Annotated in this window: 20 protein-coding genes and 1 tRNA gene; 10 read left to right on the top strand and 11 right to left on the bottom strand. The window is 66.0% G+C overall.

All coding sequences use genetic code 11. From position 1 onward, the window contains the following. Positions 1-18 precede the first annotated feature (18 nt). From AC1ECW_RS05665 to AC1ECW_RS05635, 7 genes are all read left to right on the top strand, one after another. Positions 19-588, top strand: a complete 570-nt coding sequence (locus tag AC1ECW_RS05665) for a hypothetical protein (RefSeq protein WP_481201380.1) — start codon at positions 19-21, stop codon at positions 586-588. Next, entirely contained in the window at positions 588-1,169 is a 582-nt protein-coding gene (locus tag AC1ECW_RS05660; RefSeq protein ID WP_481201379.1) for a hypothetical protein, read from the top strand. The genes AC1ECW_RS05665 and AC1ECW_RS05660 overlap by 1 nt, the downstream gene beginning before the upstream one ends. A gap of 5 nt (positions 1,170-1,174) precedes the next feature. Continuing rightward, positions 1,175-1,699: a hypothetical protein gene (locus AC1ECW_RS05655; protein WP_481201378.1), complete on the top strand. Its 525-nt coding sequence runs from the start codon at positions 1,175-1,177 to the stop codon at positions 1,697-1,699. A gap of 132 nt (positions 1,700-1,831) precedes the next feature. Next, entirely contained in the window at positions 1,832-2,464 is a 633-nt protein-coding gene (locus tag AC1ECW_RS05650; RefSeq protein ID WP_481201377.1) for a hypothetical protein, read from the top strand. Further along, entirely contained in the window at positions 2,461-2,745 is a 285-nt protein-coding gene (locus AC1ECW_RS05645; protein WP_481201376.1) for a hypothetical protein, read from the top strand. Before AC1ECW_RS05650 ends, AC1ECW_RS05645 begins: the two co-directional genes overlap by 4 nt. Positions 2,746-2,851: 106 nt before the next feature. Continuing rightward, positions 2,852-3,028: a hypothetical protein gene (locus AC1ECW_RS05640; RefSeq protein WP_481201375.1), complete on the top strand. Its 177-nt coding sequence runs from the start codon at positions 2,852-2,854 to the stop codon at positions 3,026-3,028. Between the two features lie 352 nt (positions 3,029-3,380). Beyond that, a complete protein-coding gene (locus AC1ECW_RS05635) occupies positions 3,381-4,193 on the top strand; it encodes a tyrosine-type recombinase/integrase (RefSeq protein WP_481201374.1) in 813 nt (270 codons plus the stop codon). Between the two features lie 6 nt (positions 4,194-4,199). Here AC1ECW_RS05635 and AC1ECW_RS05630 read toward each other — a convergent pair. The 11 genes from AC1ECW_RS05630 to uvrB form a co-directional block, all read right to left on the bottom strand. Then, positions 4,200-4,274, bottom strand: a tRNA-Val gene (locus AC1ECW_RS05630). Between the two features lie 49 nt (positions 4,275-4,323). Then, a complete protein-coding gene (gene dnaQ, locus AC1ECW_RS05625; RefSeq protein WP_409705870.1) occupies positions 4,324-5,031 on the bottom strand; it encodes a DNA polymerase III subunit epsilon in 708 nt (235 codons plus the stop codon). Between the two features lie 31 nt (positions 5,032-5,062). Further along, complete coding sequence (fdx, locus tag AC1ECW_RS05620) at positions 5,063-5,401, bottom strand: ISC system 2Fe-2S type ferredoxin (protein WP_409705873.1); 339 nt, start codon at positions 5,399-5,401, stop codon at positions 5,063-5,065. 18 nt (positions 5,402-5,419) lie between these two features. Then, positions 5,420-7,276, bottom strand: coding sequence for a Fe-S protein assembly chaperone HscA (gene hscA, locus AC1ECW_RS05615; RefSeq protein WP_409705876.1), 1,857 nt, complete (start codon positions 7,274-7,276; stop codon positions 5,420-5,422). A gap of 60 nt (positions 7,277-7,336) precedes the next feature. Continuing rightward, complete coding sequence (hscB, locus tag AC1ECW_RS05610; RefSeq protein ID WP_481201373.1) at positions 7,337-7,855, bottom strand: Fe-S protein assembly co-chaperone HscB; 519 nt, start codon at positions 7,853-7,855, stop codon at positions 7,337-7,339. A 78-nt stretch (positions 7,856-7,933) separates the two neighbouring features. Continuing rightward, entirely contained in the window at positions 7,934-8,257 is a 324-nt protein-coding gene (gene iscA, locus AC1ECW_RS05605) for an iron-sulfur cluster assembly protein IscA (RefSeq protein ID WP_409658839.1), read from the bottom strand. 4 nt (positions 8,258-8,261) lie between these two features. Further along, positions 8,262-8,666, bottom strand: coding sequence for a Fe-S cluster assembly scaffold IscU (gene iscU, locus AC1ECW_RS05600; RefSeq protein WP_481201372.1), 405 nt, complete (start codon positions 8,664-8,666; stop codon positions 8,262-8,264). 30 nt (positions 8,667-8,696) lie between these two features. Then, on the bottom strand, positions 8,697-9,917 hold the full coding sequence (locus tag AC1ECW_RS05595) for an IscS subfamily cysteine desulfurase (protein ID WP_409705886.1): 1,221 nt from the start codon (positions 9,915-9,917) through the stop codon (positions 8,697-8,699). A gap of 51 nt (positions 9,918-9,968) precedes the next feature. Further along, on the bottom strand, positions 9,969-10,502 hold the full coding sequence (gene iscR, locus AC1ECW_RS05590; RefSeq protein ID WP_019559624.1) for a Fe-S cluster assembly transcriptional regulator IscR: 534 nt from the start codon (positions 10,500-10,502) through the stop codon (positions 9,969-9,971). A gap of 126 nt (positions 10,503-10,628) precedes the next feature. Continuing rightward, positions 10,629-11,138: a low molecular weight protein-tyrosine-phosphatase gene (locus AC1ECW_RS05585; RefSeq protein WP_481201371.1), complete on the bottom strand. Its 510-nt coding sequence runs from the start codon at positions 11,136-11,138 to the stop codon at positions 10,629-10,631. Between the two features lie 13 nt (positions 11,139-11,151). Continuing rightward, complete coding sequence (uvrB, locus tag AC1ECW_RS05580) at positions 11,152-13,266, bottom strand: excinuclease ABC subunit UvrB (protein WP_481201370.1); 2,115 nt, start codon at positions 13,264-13,266, stop codon at positions 11,152-11,154. A gap of 108 nt (positions 13,267-13,374) precedes the next feature. On the opposite strand from uvrB, the gene AC1ECW_RS05575 reads away from it, so the two are divergent. The 3 genes from AC1ECW_RS05575 (at position 13,375) to rsxB (ending at position 16,759) form a co-directional block, all read left to right on the top strand. Beyond that, on the top strand, positions 13,375-14,574 hold the full coding sequence (locus AC1ECW_RS05575; protein WP_481201369.1) for an amino acid aminotransferase: 1,200 nt from the start codon (positions 13,375-13,377) through the stop codon (positions 14,572-14,574). 227 nt (positions 14,575-14,801) lie between these two features. Continuing rightward, complete coding sequence (locus AC1ECW_RS05570; protein WP_481201368.1) at positions 14,802-16,109, top strand: polyhydroxyalkanoate depolymerase; 1,308 nt, start codon at positions 14,802-14,804, stop codon at positions 16,107-16,109. Continuing rightward, positions 16,106-16,759, top strand: a complete 654-nt coding sequence (gene rsxB / locus AC1ECW_RS05565) for an electron transport complex subunit RsxB (protein WP_481201367.1) — start codon at positions 16,106-16,108, stop codon at positions 16,757-16,759. Before AC1ECW_RS05570 ends, rsxB begins: the two co-directional genes overlap by 4 nt. Positions 16,760-16,779 lie beyond the last annotated feature (20 nt).

Here is a 16,779-nt window from a genome sequence, read left to right as displayed (position 1 = left end):
AACGGTTGAGGGTTGATCGTGGATGACATCGACTTTTTCACCCCCGGCGCACGTCTGGCGTTGGAGCTCGAATGTTTGTTACTGGACACGCGCGACGCCGCCGTGCAGTCGCGCTGGTGGGCCTCGGCCCACGAGGCGCTCGAGCAGTGGCGTCAGGCGATCCGGGCCATGGAAGCGGCCATCGATGTGGCGCAGCCGCAGGCCTCGACCACGCTTGAGGAGGCCGCCTCACACGCTCGGGTGTGCTCGGGGCTGGCCGAGCAGCACAAAGACGACGCTGTGCTCTACGCAGCGCTCACCGACGCAGCAGCCATCATCCGGGACTTGATGCGCTCCCGTCTTCAGGAATCGCGGATCGCCGATCCTGTTCACAGCGATCGCGCCCTGCGCCTGACCGACGACGCGGCCGAGTCGGTCATCTGCACCGAGGGCCACTCGCCAGGGCCCAAGCGCTGGACGATCACCCGCGAGCAGATCAAGGCCGACCCCTACCTGGATGACGCCCTCGCGCACCTGGAGTGGCGCGGGCTGGCCGAGGTGCACCGCGCTGAGGATGGCGTGACGGTGGTATTCAAGGAGGGCAGATGATGTGCGAAGAAGTGATCTTTCGCGGCTCGCGGATCGACACCATCGGCGCGCTACGCGAAGCGCTCGGCAGCGAAGGGACGATCGTCGCGGATTCATCCTGCGGCTACACCGACGCCGACATGCTGCCGCACGAATGCTTGTGCCCCGTGGATCTGAGGCGAACGGCGGAGAAAAACGGGCTTCGCCTGTGGCCTTCCTGTGAAGGCGATGGCATCTGGATCATGTCGGACGACGACAGCCACCCTGATCAGGGCCGATACGCCAGGCTGGAGATGGGCGGCCGGCCGATTGGCAAGTGCGTTCTTGACTTACCGCGCGCCAGCATTGAATGCCAGTGCATTGATGGTGTCTGGTACTGGGGGGCGTCTTTCATGACCACGCACGGCGGGGAAGGGTTTGCCGCGCTTCCGAATTGGCAGCACCAAGCTGGCACAAAAGAGGAAGCCATCCTAGCCGCAGCCACATACATGCGGAGCCGCATCGAGCGTTCGGCCTTGTGGGAGGAGCATGGCGAGAAAGTGCTTCGGTGGCTGGATGAGATCGAACAGACGCGGCAAGGGGAACTGTTCTCGGAGGAGTGAGAAAGATGAGCGGCAAATCAGAGATGACCAACGCGGAGCGTATCCGTGCCTTTGGAAAAGCAGGCTGCCCGCTTGCGCGTGAACTGGTTGTGATGCGCGGGTTCTGCGCCAACCGAGGCGACGACGATCGTGTCGATGCGGCATGGGAGAAGTATCTGGGGCTCATCGACAGCATGAACGCCGCACGAATTGAAGCAACAGGGGCGCTATCACTGCTGGCCCGCATCCGCGAAGCGGTCGGAGACGACGGCAAGCGGATGCAAGACGAACTGATCGAGTACCTGCGCCAGATGCGGGCGGATGCGGAGCGGTATCGGTGGCTGCGGGACGTGACTTGCGGTTTGCCTGATGACATGCCCGTCGTGGCCGCTCGCACGCCTGATGATGTCGTGTGCCTCGTTGGTCAAGAACTCGACGACGCCATCGACCGCGCGCGAGACGAAAAGACCTGCGAAGCCGCTGGCTGCCTTTCGTGCCCCGACTGCGATCCGGAATCGTTTGGTGCCGCAAGCGGCACAAAGGGAGCGTGAAATGAGAAAGCTGCTTGGGTAGGCGTGCTGGCACGTAGTCATGAATTGGTGGCCGTTGCTGCCAAAGGGCCGCATGTGGCATTGGGCCTTGGGGTGGGCTTGGTGGTACGCCCAAGGCGACAAGGAGGAGACATGACCGAGCGCCCCATCATCTTCAGCGGCGAGGAGGTTCGCGCGATCCTCGCGGATCGAAAGACGCAAGATCGGCGGCTCGTGAAGCCTCACCACATGGCAACTGTGGACGCAGATCGGTTTCCGGTTCTTGCCTTGTGCCCCTACGGGTCCCCAGGGGATCGGCTGTGGGTGAGGGAGACTTGCCGCGCCGAAGCCATCGGCGATGAAGGACTGTGTGGCGTGCGCTACGTGGCGGATGGGCAGTTCATGCCCATCGCAAACACGCGGGAAGCATCGGATCGATGGGTGCAGATCTACTCGTATCGCGGCATGGAAGGCGCGACGGTCCCGCCGATCCACATGCCCCGCTGGGCCAGCCGAATCACGCTGGAAATCACTGGCGTGCGCGTCGAGCGGTTGCAGGAGATCAGCGAGGCCGATGCGATCGCGGAGGGAATTGATGGTGCTTTCGTGGAGGGCGACCGCTACTGGCGCAATTACTCGCTGAGCGACGCCGAAGCCAAGTGCGCGCCGATGCTCAACTTCCCCACCGAATCCTACCGCACGTTGTGGGAATCCATCAATGGCCCCGGCTCGTGGGACGCCAATCCGTGGGTGTGGGTGATCGAGTTTGAGAGGGTGAAGGCATGACTCGCCGCGTCAGTATCAGCAAGTCCATCACGCAAGGGGAGAGCCTGCCGCAGTTCTTCCAGCGCGTTCGCAATGGCGGCGCACGCAAGCCGCTGCGCAGCCTGCGTGAACTCGCTGAAGAATTTGGTGTGGAGCATCGGACATTGCAAGCGAAGCTGAGCCGCTGCAAAGGCGCACCGCGTCCGATTTACAGAACCGGCGACCACAAGACCGCAAGCCAGCGCAACACGTGGTACGACCCTGACGAAGTGCGGGCGTGGTGGGCGAGCTTGGAAGGGTGACGCATATGGCCGACATCAACGCAGACTTGGCGGCGCTCGACCATGCGCTGAAAGACGTTGCGAGCGTGGCCGCGCACAAGCTGCGCAGACTGAAGGAGCGGCAGCGATGAAATCCGCGATCCGCAAGCAGATGAAGGAAGCCCGCGAGCGAGATTACATCGCCTGGGCGGAGATGGACGAAGAGCCCTGGCCCATGCCGAAGCGGCAGGAATACGAGCCCTGGGGTTCTGTAGACGATCGGGACTCGGCCGAGGGCTCAGCCAAGGAGGACGAATCACCGTGAGCGCCTCACTTCTCACCGCCGCACAGGTTGCGGCGCGGCTCGGAATCAGCGAGCGCCAAGTGTACCGGCTTTCGACCGAAGGCATGCCTTCCGTGCCCATCGGGGCCAGGGGGCGGCGCTACGATCTGGAGGAATGCCGAACCTGGTTGCGGGAGACCTATCCATGCCTGTCAAGAGAACGCCGTCCGGCGGTTGGGAGATCAGTGTCTGCGTCAACTATCAACGAGTTCACAGACGCTTGCCGCCGGGTACACCTGCGAGTGAGGCCAAGCGAATCGAGGCCGAGCTGCGAAGCGCCATCGGCCGAGGCCGCGCGCCGGTTGTCCCTGGCGATCCAGGACTGACCGAAGTCATGGCGCTGTACCTACAGCACCTCAAGACCCTTCGCAGCCCTGAGACCGCGCGCTATCACGCGCTGCGCATCGGGCAGTGGATCGAGCGCTACCGTGCCTCAGAGGCCCGCCAGGCCGCAGCCCACATCGTGCGCGACATGACCGGCTCATACGCGCCGGCGACCATCAATCGAAGCCTTGGCACGCTGAAGAAGGCGCTGAAACTCGCATGGGAAAGCGGCCGCACCCCAGTGGACTACAGCGCCCACGTCAAGCGCCTGCCCGAGAACAACGAGCGCACGGTGTACCTGAGCATGGAGGAGGTCAAGAAAATCGCCGACCATGCCAGCGAGAACGTGCGCACGGCCATCTGGGTGGCACTGCTGACCGGGTGCCGGCGAGGCGAGGTGTGCAAGATCAAGGCCGAGGACATCGGCGAGGACGTGATCCGCATCCAGGCGGGCAACACCAAGACGCTGCGCTACCGGGAAGTCCCCATCGTGCCGGCGCTGCGGCCGTGGCTGGCCGGCTTGCCGCTGCCGATCAACTTCGAGGGGGTCAAGACGGGATTCCGGCGCGCCAGGGAAGCGGCAGGGATGCCACATGTGCACTTCCACGACCTGCGCCACTCGTGCGCAACGATCATGCTGGACTTGGGCGTGCCGCTGGACGTGGTGCGCGACATCCTGGGGCACACCTCGGTGAAAACGACCGAGCGCTACGCGCACAGGCTGGTGGACCACAAGCGGGAGGCGATGCAGCGGCTGGGAGTTTTTCACCAGCAGTTACACCAGCCCAAGAAAAAAGCCCCGAAGGGCTCGCTAAGTGCTTGATTTACTTGGTGGGTGGTGCAGGGTTCGAACCTGCGACCCCTGCCGTGTGAAGGCAGTGCTCTACCGCTGAGCTAACCACCCGGTGATCCGGTATGGGAGGCTGCAGTGCAGTTCTCCCGAAAGACCGAGATTATGCCATAAGTTTTCGCCAGAGTGTCTTGCCTTTGGAAGATTTGTCGAGTTCTTCCAGCACTTGCTCGTGCGCCGCCGCTTCGGCCTCAGTGGCGGCCAGCACCGGCAGCGTGAACTGGCGCAGGTCGATGCGAGCGACCTCCACGTGCGCCGTCCCGCCTTCGTCGGCGTCGATGACCAAGGACTCCTGGCCGCGTGTCATCTGGATATAGACCTCGGCCAGCAGGCCCGCGTCCAGCAGCGCCCCGTGCAGGCTGCGGTTGGAGTTGTCCACCTCCAGCCTGCGGCACAGCGCGTCCAGCGAATTGGACTTGCCCGGATACATCTCGCGCGCCATCAGCAGCGTGTCGGTCACCGTCAGGCGGTGCTCGATGAAGCGCGGCCGGCCCAGGCGCCGCAGCTCGGCATCCATGAAGCCGAGGTCGAAGCTGGCGTTGTGGATCAGCACCTCGGCGCCCTCGAGGTAGGCCATCAGCTCGTCCACGATGGCGGCGAAGACCGGCTTGTCGGCCAGGAATTCGTCGGTCAGGCCGTGGATCTTGACCGCATCCTCGTGATTGGCCCGCTCGGGGTTGATGTAGAAGTGCTTGTTGTTCCCGGTGGGGCGCCGGTTCACGAACTCCACACAGCCGATCTCGATGATGCGGTCGCCCGCCTCGGGGTTCAGGCCGGTGGTCTCGGTGTCGAAGAAGATCTGGCGGGTCATGCCGCGATTATCCCGGTTCGACCCGGCCGGTTCAGTGCTTTTCCTTGGCGTGGTTGATCGAGTACTTCGGGATCTCGATGGTCACGTCCTTCTGTGCCAGGATGGCCTGGCACGACAGACGCGACTGCGGCTCCAGTCCCCAGGCGCGGTCGAGCATGTCCTCCTCGTTCTCGTCGGGCTCGTTGAGCGACTCGTAGCCCTCGCGCACGATCACGTGGCAGGTCGTGCAGGCGCAACTCATCTCGCAGGCGTGTTCGATCTCGATGTCGTGGTCGAGCAATGCCTCGCAGATCGAGGTGCCGGCAGGCGCCTCGATCTCGGCACCTTCGGGGCAGTACTCGCTGTGCGGCAGGATCTTGATGACGGGCATGGGGTTCTCGCGGGGACTTCAGATCTCGTCGAGCCGGCGGCCCGACAGCGCATCGCGGATGCTGCGGTTCATGCGCTCGGCGGCGAAGGCCTCGGTGCCTTCGGCCAGCGCCTGGGCGGCCGCCTCGATCGCATGGTGATCGTCGCCGGCGGCCACGTCGCGCAGACGCTGCATCAGGGCGTCGATGGCCTGCCGCTCGGCCTGCGACAGCAAGTCGCCGTCCTTGTTCAGCGCCGACTGCGTGGCCAGCAGCAGGCGTTCGGCTTCGACGCGGGCTTCGCGCAGCGCCCGGTCCTTCATGTCGGCCTCGGCCGTGGCAAAGCCTTCCTGGAGCATGCGGGCGATCTGCTCGTCGCTCAGCCCATAGCTGGGCTTGACGCTGACGGTCGCCTCCACGCCCGAGGTTTCCTCGCGGGCCGACACCTGCAGCAACCCGTCGGCATCCACCGCAAAGCTCACGCGGATGCGCGCCGCGCCGGCGGCCATCGGCGGGATGCCGCGCAGCTCGAAGCGCGCCAGCGAGCGACAGTGCTCGACCTGCTCGCGCTCGCCCTGCACCACGTGGATGGCCATGGCGGTCTGGCCGTCCTTGAAGGTGGTGAAGTCCTGGGCCCGCGCGGTGGGGATGGTGCTGTTGCGCGGGATGATGCGCTCCACCAGCCCGCCCATGGTCTCCAGCCCGAGCGACAGCGGGATCACGTCGAGCAGCAACAGCTCCTGCGCACCCGCGTTGCCGGCCAGCGCATGCGCCTGGATGGCCGCCCCCAGCGCCACCACCTCGTCGGGATTGAGATTGACGAGCGGGTCGCGGCCGAAGCAGGCCCCCACGGCCTGACGCACCAGGGGCATGCGGGTGGAGCCTCCCACCATCACCACGCCGTGCACGTCCTCGACCCGGGCCTTGGCATCACGCAGCACCTTGCGCACCGTGGCGAGCGTGCGCTCCACCAGCGGGCGGGCCAGCGCCTCGAGCTGCTCGCGCGTGACGGCCAGCTCCAGGTCGCGCTCTCCCACCGGGCATTGCATCACCGTGCGTTCCACCGAGGACAGGGCTTCCTTGGCCCGGCGCGCAGCCACCAGCACCGCGCGCTTGTCCTGCGCCGATCGCGCCAGCAGCCCCGCCTGGGCCAGTGCCCAGTCGGCCAAGGCGTGGTCGATGTCGTCCCCGCCCAGCGCGGTATCGCCGGCGGTGGCCACGACCTCGAACACCCCCTTGGACAGGCGCAGCAGCGAGATGTCGAAGGTGCCGCCGCCCAGGTCGTAGACGGCATACAGTCCCTCGGAGCCATGCTCCAGCCCGTAGGCAATGGCCGCCGCCGTCGGCTCGTTGATCAGGCGCAGCACGTTCAGGCCGGCCAGCCGGGCCGCGTCCTTCGTGGCCTGGCGCTGGGCATCATCGAAATAGGCCGGCACGGTGATGACCGCACCGAAGACCTCGTCGTCGAAGCTGTCCTCGGCGCGCTGGCGCAGCGTGGCCAGGATCTCGGCAGACACCTCCACCGGCGACTTTTCGCCCTCGCGGGTGGCGATCGCCACCATGCCCGGCCGGTCGATGAGGTGGTAGGGCAGCTTCTCGCGGCCCTCGATATCGGCCAGGCGCCGGCCCATGAAGCGCTTGACCGAGACGATGGTGTTCTCGGGGTCCTGGCCCTGCGCCGCCAGCGCCTCGTGGCCGATCGCGCGCCGCCCCTGCCCCAGATAGCGCACGGCCGAGGGCAGGATCACACGGCCCTGGGCATCGGGCAGGCACTCGGGCACGCCATGGCGCACCGCGGCCACGAGCGAATGGGTGGTGCCCAGGTCGATGCCCACCGCCAGACGCCGCTGGTGCGGGTCGGGCGACAGGCCGGGTTCGGAGATCTGCAGGAGTGCCATGAAAAAGCGTGGTGTCGGAATAGGGCCCCGGGGCGAGGCTGCGCCAGGAGTCGGCAGCGCCTATTGTCCCAGGCCGTCGAGGCGGCGCTCGACCTCCTCGGCAAAGCGCTCGATGAACATGAGGGCTCTGACCTGGTCTGCCGCCGCCTGGGCGTCGCCCTGCTCGTCCAGCAGGGCCTGCAGTGCAGCAAGCCGGTGGGCACGCTCGGCCTGCACCTCGTCGGCCAGGGCCTGCAGCGCGGCCTCGTCGGCGGCCTCGTCCAGCGTCTCACGCCAGGCCATCTGCTGCATCAGGAAGTCGTGCGGCATGGCCGTGTTGCTGTGCGCCCCGATCGAGGCGCCGCGCAGTTCGCACAGGTAGGCCGCGCGGCGCAGCGGGTCCTTCAGGCGGTGGTAGGCCTCGTTGACCCGCACGGCCCATTGCATCGCCGCGCGCTGAGCGGCAGCCCCCTCGGCGGCGAAACGGTCGGGATGCACACGGGCCTGGAGGGACTTCCAGCGCGCCTCCAGTTCTGCCCGGTCCAGCGCCTGGCGCGCAGGCAGCCCGAAGAGCTCGAAGTCGTTGGCCTGGAGATTCATGGTCGAAGGGCCGCAGGACACGCTGCATCCCGGGCGGGCCGCGGCCCGCCCGGCAAGCGCGATGGAATCAGGCGCCGCTCAGATGCGGAAGGACTCTCCGCAGCCGCAGCGGTCCTTCTCGTTGGGATTGTTGAATTTGAAGCCCTCGTTCAGCCCCTCGCGCACGAAATCGAGCTGGGTGCCTTCCAGGTAGGGCAGGCTCTTGGGATCCACCAGGATCTTGACGCCGTGGCCCTCGAAGACGTGGTCCTCGGGGGCCACCTCGTCGGCGTACTCGAGCTTGTAGGCCAGCCCCGAGCAGCCGGTGGTCTTCACGCCCAGGCGCACGCCCACCCCCTTGCCGCGACGGCTCAGGTAACGGGCCACGTGGCGGGCAGCCGCCTCGGTCAGGGTCACGGCCATGGTGTCAATGGGTCTGCGCCGCGGCCGCCCCGGCCTTGGCCTTGTAGTCGTTCACCGCCGCCTTGATGGCATCTTCGGCCAGGATCGAGCAATGGATCTTCACCGGGGGCAGCGCGAGTTCCTCGGCGATCTGGGTGTTCTTGAGGCTCATGGCTTCGTCCAGGGTCTTGCCCTTGACCCATTCGGTAACCAGCGAGCTCGAGGCGATCGCCGAGCCGCAGCCATAGGTCTTGAAGCGGGCATCCTCGATCACGCCGGTGGCCGGATTGACCTTGATCTGCAGCTTCATCACGTCACCGCAGGCCGGGGCGCCCACCATGCCGGTGCCCACGTTGGAATCACCCTTGTCGAAGGAACCGACATTGCGCGGGTTCTCGTAATGGTCGATGACTTTGTCGCTGTATGCCATGGTCGCTCTCCAACTACTGCTCTGACTGTGTCAATGGGCGGTCCACTGGATCGTGCTGAGATCCACGCCGTCCTGGTACATCTCCCACAGCGGGGACAATTCTCGCAGCTTGGCCACACGGTCTTTGAGCGTGGCCACCGCGTAGTCGATCTCTTCCTCGGTGGTGAAACGGCCGATGGTGATGCGCAGGCTCGAATGCGCCAGTTCGTCGCTGCGGCCCAGCGCACGCAGCACATAGCTGGGCTCCAGGCTGGCCGAGGTGCAGGCCGAACCCGAGGACACCGCGATGCCCTTGATCCCCATGATCAACGATTCGCCCTCGACGAAGTTGAACGAGGCGTTCACGTTGTGCGGGACGCGCTTTTCGAGATGGCCGTTGATGAAGACCTGCTCGATGTCCTGAAGGCCCTTGAGCAGGCGCTGCTGCAGCATGCGGATGCGCTCGATCTCGGTGCCCATCTCTGCCTTGGCGATGCGATAGGCCTCGCCCATGCCGACGATCTGGTGCGTGGGCAAGGTGCCCGAACGCATGCCGCGCTCGTGGCCGCCACCGTGCATCTGGGCCTCCAGGCGCACCCGCGGCTTGCGTCGCACGTAGAGCGCACCGATGCCCTTGGGGCCGTAGGTCTTGTGCGAAGCCAGGCTCATCAAGTCCACCGGCAACGTGGACAGATCGATCTCGACCTTGCCGGTGGCCTGGGCCGCATCGACGTGGAAGACGATGCCACGTTCGCGGCACATCGCGCCAATGGTCGGAATGTCCTGGATCACGCCGATCTCGTTGTTCACGAACATCACCGAGACCAAGATGGTGTCGGGGCGCAGCGCGTCCTTGAAGCGGTCCAGGTCGAGCAGGCCGTCTTCCTGCACGTCGAGGTAGGTCACCTCGAAGCCCTGGCGTTCGAGTTCGCGCATGGTGTCGAGCACGGCCTTGTGTTCGGTCTTGACCGTCACCAGGTGCTTGCCCTTGCCCTTGTAGAAGTGGGCCGCGCCTTTGAGCGCGAGGTTGTTCGACTCGGTGGCCCCGGAGGTCCAGACGATCTCGCGCGGATCAGCGCCGATCAGCTCGGCCACCTGGGCGCGGGCCTTCTCGACGGCTTCTTCTGCCTCCCAGCCCCAGGCATGGCTGCGCGAGGCCGGGTTGCCGAAATGCTCACGCAGCCAGGGGATCATCGCGTCCACCACGCGCGGGTCCACCGGCGTCGTGGCGCCGTAGTCCATGTAGATCGGGAAATGCGGGGTCATGTCCATGTCGGCTTGCAAGGCGGGGCCGCAAAGCCCCTGCTGGCGTGGGTGCGGGGCTTACTTCGAAAAGGCGTTGCCCAGGGCAAACACCGAATTGGGGGCGTTGACCTTGATCGGCTTGACGACCGGCTGGCTGGAGATGGCCCGCTTGACCGGCTGCTCCTCGATCGACACGCCGCGGGCGAGCTGATCCTCGACCAGTTTGCGCAGGGTGATGGAGTCGAGGTATTCGATCATCTTCGCATTCAGGCTGGCCCACAGGTCGTGGGTCATGCAGCGGCCCTGGTCCTCGCCCATGCAGTTTTCCTTGCCACCGCAACCGGTGGCGTCGATCGGCTCGTCCACCGCGACGATGATGTCGGCAACGGTGATGTCCTCGGCCTTGCGACCCAGCGAGTAGCCGCCGCCCGGGCCTCGGGTGCTCTCGACCAATTCGTGGCGGCGCAGCTTGCCAAACAGTTGCTCCAAATACGACAAGGAGATTTGCTGGCGCTGGCTGATGGCGGCCAGGGCCACCGGGCCCTGATGCTCTCGCAGCGCGAGATCGATCATGGCGGTGACGGCAAAGCGGCCTTTGGTGGTAAGACGCATGTCGAACTCCTTGTGCTTTCACCCAGGGGCGAAACGGTTGAACCCAAACAAGGCTTTTCGGTCCGGGTTAACCCTCGGTTGAATCCGAGTGATTTACTCGATTATGCCTGAAGCCTAGTTTTTTGGTCAAGTTTGGGTCCGGAAGTTCCCCAGGTTCGATGTCAGCCGCGCGTGCAGATGCGCCACCAACCCTTGAGCCGCGGCCTCCAGGCAATCGAGCACCAGCTCGAAGCCGGCCGGCCCGCCGTAATAGGGGTCAGGCACCTCCTCGCGCCGCGGCGCAGGGGCAAATTCCATCATCAGCCGCAGCCGGTGGCGTTCGGATGGCGGACACGCCTCGTGCAGCCAGCGCAAATGGCCTCGGTCCATGGCCAAAATCAGATCGAAACGCTGGAAGTCCGCCGCATCCACCTGGCGCGCCCGCAGGCGACTGAGATCGTAGCCTCGGCGCGCCGCATGGGCCTGTGATCGTTGGTCGGGCGGGCTGCCGACATGGTAGCCATGGGTGCCCGCCGAGTCGAGATGCACCTGATCGGCCAGCCCGGCGCTTTCGAGTCGATGGCGCACCACCGCCTCGGCAGTGGGGGAGCGACAGATGTTGCCGGTGCACACGAAGAGCACGCTCACGCTGGGCATGGGCGTCCTCCGTTCACGACCGCAGCGGCACGATGGGATCGCCCACGGCGGCGCCGAAGGCCTGCTCCTTGAGCACGGCGAGCTGGTCGCGCACGCGGGCGGCTTTCTCGAATTCGAGGTTGCGAGCATGTTCGAGCATCTGCCGTTCCAGTTGCTTGATGCGCTTGCCCAGATCTTTCTCGGACAGGGTCTCGACTTCGGCAACGGCCTGGGCGGCCTTGAGGTCGTCCTTGCCGGACTTGTCGGAGTAGACGCCGTCGATCAACTCCTTGACCTGTTTGACCACGCTGCGCGGCGTGATGCCCTGGGCCTGGTTGTGAGCGAGCTGCTTGGCGCGGCGTCGCTCGGTCTCGTCGATGGCCCGCCTCATCGAGTCGGTGATCTGGTCGGCATAGAGGATGGCCTTGCCATTGAGGTTGCGCGCGGCCCGGCCGATGGTCTGGATCAGCGAGCGCTCCGAGCGCAGGAAGCCCTCCTTGTCGGCGTCGAGGATGGCCACCAGCGACACCTCGGGAATGTCCAGGCCCTCGCGCAGCAGGTTGATGCCCACCAGCACGTCGAAGCTGCCCAGACGCAGGTCGCGGATGATCTCCACGCGCTCGACGGTGTCGACGTCGGAGTGCAGGTAGCGCACCTTGACGCCGTTGTCGGCCAGGTAGTCGGTGAGCTGCTCGGCCATGCGCTTGGTGAGGGTGGTGATGAGCACGCGCTCGCCGGATTGCACCCGCAGGCGGATCTCGCTCAGCACGTCGTCCACCTGGTGGGTGGCCGGGCGCACCTCGACCACCGGGTCGATGAGGCCGGTGGGACGCACGACCTGCTCGACCACCTGGCCCGAGGTGCGCTGCTCGTAGTCGGCCGGGGTAGCTGACACGAAGATGACCTGGCGCATCTTGGTCTCGAATTCCTCGAACTTCAGCGGCCGGTTGTCCAGCGCCGAGGGCAGGCGAAAGCCATATTCGACCAGCGTGGTCTTGCGCGAGCGGTCGCCGTTGTACATGCCACCGAGCTGGCCGATGAGGACGTGGCTCTCGTCGAGGAACATCAGCGCATCGGGCGGCAGGTAGTCCACCAGCGTGGGCGGGGGCTCGCCCGGCCGCGCCCCCGAGAGATGGCGGGTGTAGTTCTCGATGCCCTTGCAGTGGCCCACCTCCTGGAGCATCTCCAGGTCAAAGCGGGTGCGCTGCTCCAGGCGCTGAGCCTCGACCAGCTTGCCGGCCTTCACCAGTTCGTCCAGGCGCTGGCGCAGCTCCTCCTTGATGGTCTCGATGGCTGCGAGCACACGCTCGCGCGGCGTGACGTAATGGCTGCTCGGGTAGACCGTGAAGCGCGGGATCTTCTGGCGGATGCGGCCGGTCAGCGGGTCGAAGAGCTGCAGCGACTCGACCTCGTCGTCAAAGAGCTCGATGCGCAGGGCCAGCTCGGAGTGTTCGGCCGGAAAGACGTCGATGGTGTCGCCGCGCACGCGGAAGGTGCCGCGCGAGAACTCGGTCTCGTTGCGCTGGTACTGCATGCGCACGAGCTGAGCGATCACATCGCGCTGGCCCATCTTGTCGCGCACGCGCAGCGTCATCACCATCTGGTGGTAGTCGCTGGGATTGCCGATGCCGTAGATGGCCGAGACGGTGGCCACGATCACCACGTCGCGGCGCTCCAGCAGGCTCTTGGTGGCCGACAGGCGCATCTGCTCGATGTGCTCGTTGATCGAGCTGTCCTTCTCGATGAAGAGGTCGCGCTGCGGGACATAGGCCTCGGGCTGGTAGTAGTCGTAGTAGCTGACGAAGTACTCCACCGCATTGCGTGGGAAGAACTCGCGGAACTCGCTGTACAGCTGCGCTGCCAGCGTCTTGTTGGGCGCGAACACGATGGCCGGGCGGCCCAGGCGGGCGATCACGTTGGCCATGGTGTAGGTCTTGCCCGAGCCGGTCACGCCCAGCAGGGTCTGGAAGCTCAGACCGTCGCGCACCCCCTCGACCAGGGCCTCGATGGCCGCAGGCTGGTCGCCCGCCGGCGGGTAGGGCTGGTAGAGCTGGAAGGGGGAGTCCGGGAAGCGGACGAAGCGGGACTCGTCGGGGCTGTCCACGGCCGCGACGGCCGGGGCGTTGTGGGCAAGGCTCACGTCGTTCATGGGGGCTTGGCGACCTTAAAATACGGGTTTTCCCGTCTGCTGGGCGTCAGGGCCCAATCGCAAAGCGTAGCCCAGATCCGCATTTCACTCCACTGACAAGGACAGCCCATGTCTTCCCTTTTTGCCACCGTCGAGATGGCGCCCCGCGACCCCATCCTGGGGCTGAACGAGCAATTCAACGCCGATCCGAACCCCGCCAAGGTGAACCTGGGCGTGGGCGTCTACTACGACGACAACGGCAAGCTGCCGCTGCTGCAGTGTGTGGCCGCCGCGGAAAAGCAGATGCTGGAAGCCCCCAAGGCCCGCGGCTACCTGCCTATCGACGGCATTGCCGCCTATGACAAGGCCGTGCAGGACCTGGTCTTCGGCGCCGACAGTGCCGCCGTGAAGGCCGCTCGCATCGCCACCGTGCAAGGCCTGGGCGGCACAGGCGGGCTGAAGATCGGGGCGGACTTCCTGAAGAAGCTCAACCCGAAGGCCCGGGTGCTGATCAGCGACCCGAGCTGGGAGAACCACCGCGCGCTCTTCGAGAGCGCCGGCTTCGAGGTGGGCACCTACCCCTATTACGATGCGGCACGCCGCGGCGTGAACTTCGACGGCATGCTCGCCGCGCTGGAAGGGGCCCCGGCGGGCACCATCGTCGTGCTGCATGCCTGCTGCCACAACCCCACCGGCTACGACCTCACGCCGGCCCAATGGACCGAGGTGATCGCTGCCGTGAAAGCGGCCGGCCTGGTGCCCTTCCTGGACATGGCCTACCAGGGCTTCGGCGACGGCATCGCCGAGGACGGCGCGGTGATCGGCCAGTTCATGGCGGCCGGGCTCGACTTCTTCGTCTCCACCTCGTTCTCCAAGAGCTTCTCGCTGTATGGCGAGCGGGTGGGCGCCTTGAGCGTGGTGTGCGAAAGCAAGGAAGAAGCCGACCGGGTGCTCAGCCAGCTCAAGCGCGTGATCCGAACCAACTATTCCAACCCGCCCACCCATGGCGCCCAGGTGGTGACCACGGTGCTGACCACCCCGGCCATGCGCCAGCTCTGGGAAGAGGAGCTGGCCGGCATGCGCCAGCGCATCCAGGCCATGCGCACCGCCCTGGTCGAACGCCTGAAGGCGGCCGGCGTCACACAAGACATGAGCTTCATCACCCAGCAGCGCGGCATGTTCAGTTACTCGGGCCTGAGCCAGGCCCAGATGCAGCGCCTGCGCAGCGAGTTCGGCGTCTACGGCGTCGACTCGGGCCGCATCTGCGTGGCCGCGCTCAACAGCAAGAACATCGACCACGTGGCGGGCGCCATCGCGAAGGTGCTCTGAGCGAGCCCCCCCGGGGGCACCGGCGCGGAGTCGGTGCCCATCATGTCGCCCAGGCGACATCTCGGTGCGATATGCGCCGAAATGGCGCATTTTCACCGTCTTTCTGCGCGTTTGCCCCAGGCCCGACTTCACACAGGATCGTCCTGTCGCGCCTAGAATGATGCAGTGCAGCAACCCACACTGCACGATCCAGGCCACCCGCCAACATCCTGACCGAAGAGGGCCGCATGCTGTACCAGATCTACGAGACCCAACGGGCTCTGCTCAGTCCCTTTTCCGAGTTCGCCAGCGCCGCTGCCAAGCTCTACAGCCATCCGCTGTCACCCTTTGCCCATGTGCCCCTGTCCGACCGTGTCGCCGCCGGTCTGGACCTGATGCACCGGCTGTCCAAGGAATACGAGAAACCCGAGTTCGGGATCCACACCGTCCAGGTCGACGGGGTGGACGTGGCGGTGCAGGAACAGGTGCCGCTGGCCAAGCCTTTTTGCCGGCTGATCCGCTTCAAGCGCTTCACCGACGAAGGCGCGCTGCTGGAGAAGATGAAGAAGCAGCCGGTGGTGCTGGTGGTGGCGCCGCTGTCAGGCCACCACGCCACACTGCTGCGCGACACGGTGCGCACGCTGCTGCAGGACCACAAGGTCTACATCACCGACTGGATCGATGCGCGCATGGTGCCGGTGGAGGCCGGCCCCTTTCACCTCGATGACTACGTCGAATACATCGAGGAGTTCATCCGCTTCATCGGGCCGGACGTGCACGTGATCTCGGTGTGCCAGCCCACGGTGCCGGTGTTCGCGGCGATCTCGCTGATGGCCAGCCGCGGCGAGCGCACGCCGCGCTCGATGACGATGATGGGCGGGCCCATCGACGCGCGGCGCTCGCCCACCGCAGTGAACAACCTGGCGATGAACAAGAGCTACGAGTGGTTCGAGCACAACGTGATCTACCGCGTGCCGCCGAACTACCCCGGTGCCGGCCGCCGTGTCTACCCCGGCTTCCTGCAGCACACCGGCTTCGTCGCGATGAACCCCGACCGCCACCTGCGCTCGCACTACGACTACTTCATGGACCTGATCCGCGGCGACGATGAAAGCGCCGAGGCGCACCGGGCCTTCTATGACGAATACAACGCCGTGCTGGACATGCCGGCCGAGTACTACCTCGACACGATCAAGACGGTGTTCCAGGACTTCGCGCTGGTCAACGGCACCTGGCGTGTGCGCGGCGAACTGGTGCGCCCGCAGGACATCCGCACCACGGCACTGCTGACCATCGAGGGCGAACTGGACGACATTTCCGGCGCCGGCCAAACCCAAGCTGCGCACGAGCTGTGCACTGGCATTCCGAAGGACGAGCAGCCGCACTTCACGGTGCCCGGCGCTGGTCATTACGGCATCTTCTCGGGCAAGCGCTGGCGCCAGCTCGTCTATCCGGTGGTGCGCGATTTCATCGCCAAACACGAGCACAACCCCCTGGAGGCCCCGCCGGCTGCAACGCGCACCAGCGCACGCCGCAAGACCACCGCTGCCACGTGAACACGGTCCACGCCGACGACATCGATGCCCTGCTGCCGCAGACGCAATGCACGCGCTGCGGCTACCCGGACTGCGCCGGCTATGCACGTGCGATCGCGGCCGGCGAGGCCGACATCAACCAGTGTCCGCCCGGCGGGGCCGAGGGCATCGTGCGCCTGGCCGCCCTGACCGGCCGGCCGGTGCAACCGCTGTCAGCGGCCCACGGCCGCGAAGGTCCGCGCATGCTGGCCGTCATCGATGAGGACTGGTGCATCGGCTGCACGCTGTGCATCAAGGCCTGCCCGGTGGACTGCATCGTCGGCACGAACAAGCAGATGCACACGGTGATCGACGAGCTGTGCACGGGCTGCGAGCTGTGCGTGCCGGTCTGTCCGGTCGATTGCATCTCGCTCACCCCGGTGACGACCGCCACCGGCTGGGCGGCCTGGAGCGAGGCCCAGGCCCGGGAAGCCCGCCACCGCTACGCCTGGCACCAGGAACGGCGGGCCCGGGAGGCTCGCGAGCACCAGGACCGGCTGGAGGCCAAGGCCCGGCACAAGCTCGAGCATCTGGAGACCCAGACCCGGCTCACCGACCCGGCGCAGATCGAACGCAAGCGTGCGGTGATCGAAGCCGCCCTGGCCAAGGCCCGGCAGCGGCGCAGCGGCTGAACGGCCGCGCAGGCACAATC

The sequence above is a fragment of the Caldimonas hydrothermalis genome, from assembly GCF_056746695.1.
This window is presented reverse-complemented; position numbering and strand designations above follow the sequence as displayed.

Coding starts and splice junctions, on each gene's coding strand:
- AC1ECW_RS05585 (WP_481201371.1), bottom strand. CDS start 11,138: ATGCCCAGCGTGAGCGTGCTCTTCGTGTGCACCGGCAACATCTGTCGC.
- fdx (WP_409705873.1), bottom strand. CDS start 5,401: ATGCCCGTCATCAAGATCCTGCCGCACAGCGAGTACTGCCCCGAAGGT.
- AC1ECW_RS05570 (WP_481201368.1), top strand. CDS start 14,802: ATGCTGTACCAGATCTACGAGACCCAACGGGCTCTGCTCAGTCCCTTT.
- dnaQ (WP_409705870.1), bottom strand. CDS start 5,031: ATGACCCGCCAGATCTTCTTCGACACCGAGACCACCGGCCTGAACCCC.
- AC1ECW_RS05635 (WP_481201374.1), top strand. CDS start 3,381: ATGGCGCTGTACCTACAGCACCTCAAGACCCTTCGCAGCCCTGAGACC.
- AC1ECW_RS05650 (WP_481201377.1), top strand. CDS start 1,832: ATGACCGAGCGCCCCATCATCTTCAGCGGCGAGGAGGTTCGCGCGATC.
- iscR (WP_019559624.1), bottom strand. CDS start 10,502: ATGCGTCTTACCACCAAAGGCCGCTTTGCCGTCACCGCCATGATCGAT.
- uvrB (WP_481201370.1), bottom strand. CDS start 13,266: ATGAACGACGTGAGCCTTGCCCACAACGCCCCGGCCGTCGCGGCCGTG.
- iscA (WP_409658839.1), bottom strand. CDS start 8,257: ATGGCCGTGACCCTGACCGAGGCGGCTGCCCGCCACGTGGCCCGTTAC.
- hscB (WP_481201373.1), bottom strand. CDS start 7,855: ATGAATCTCCAGGCCAACGACTTCGAGCTCTTCGGGCTGCCTGCGCGC.
- AC1ECW_RS05575 (WP_481201369.1), top strand. CDS start 13,375: ATGTCTTCCCTTTTTGCCACCGTCGAGATGGCGCCCCGCGACCCCATC.
- AC1ECW_RS05640 (WP_481201375.1), top strand. CDS start 2,852: ATGAAATCCGCGATCCGCAAGCAGATGAAGGAAGCCCGCGAGCGAGAT.
- hscA (WP_409705876.1), bottom strand. CDS start 7,276: ATGGCACTCCTGCAGATCTCCGAACCCGGCCTGTCGCCCGACCCGCAC.
- AC1ECW_RS05660 (WP_481201379.1), top strand. CDS start 588: ATGTGCGAAGAAGTGATCTTTCGCGGCTCGCGGATCGACACCATCGGC.
- AC1ECW_RS05595 (WP_409705886.1), bottom strand. CDS start 9,917: ATGGACATGACCCCGCATTTCCCGATCTACATGGACTACGGCGCCACG.
- iscU (WP_481201372.1), bottom strand. CDS start 8,666: ATGGCATACAGCGACAAAGTCATCGACCATTACGAGAACCCGCGCAAT.
- AC1ECW_RS05645 (WP_481201376.1), top strand. CDS start 2,461: ATGACTCGCCGCGTCAGTATCAGCAAGTCCATCACGCAAGGGGAGAGC.
- AC1ECW_RS05655 (WP_481201378.1), top strand. CDS start 1,175: ATGAGCGGCAAATCAGAGATGACCAACGCGGAGCGTATCCGTGCCTTT.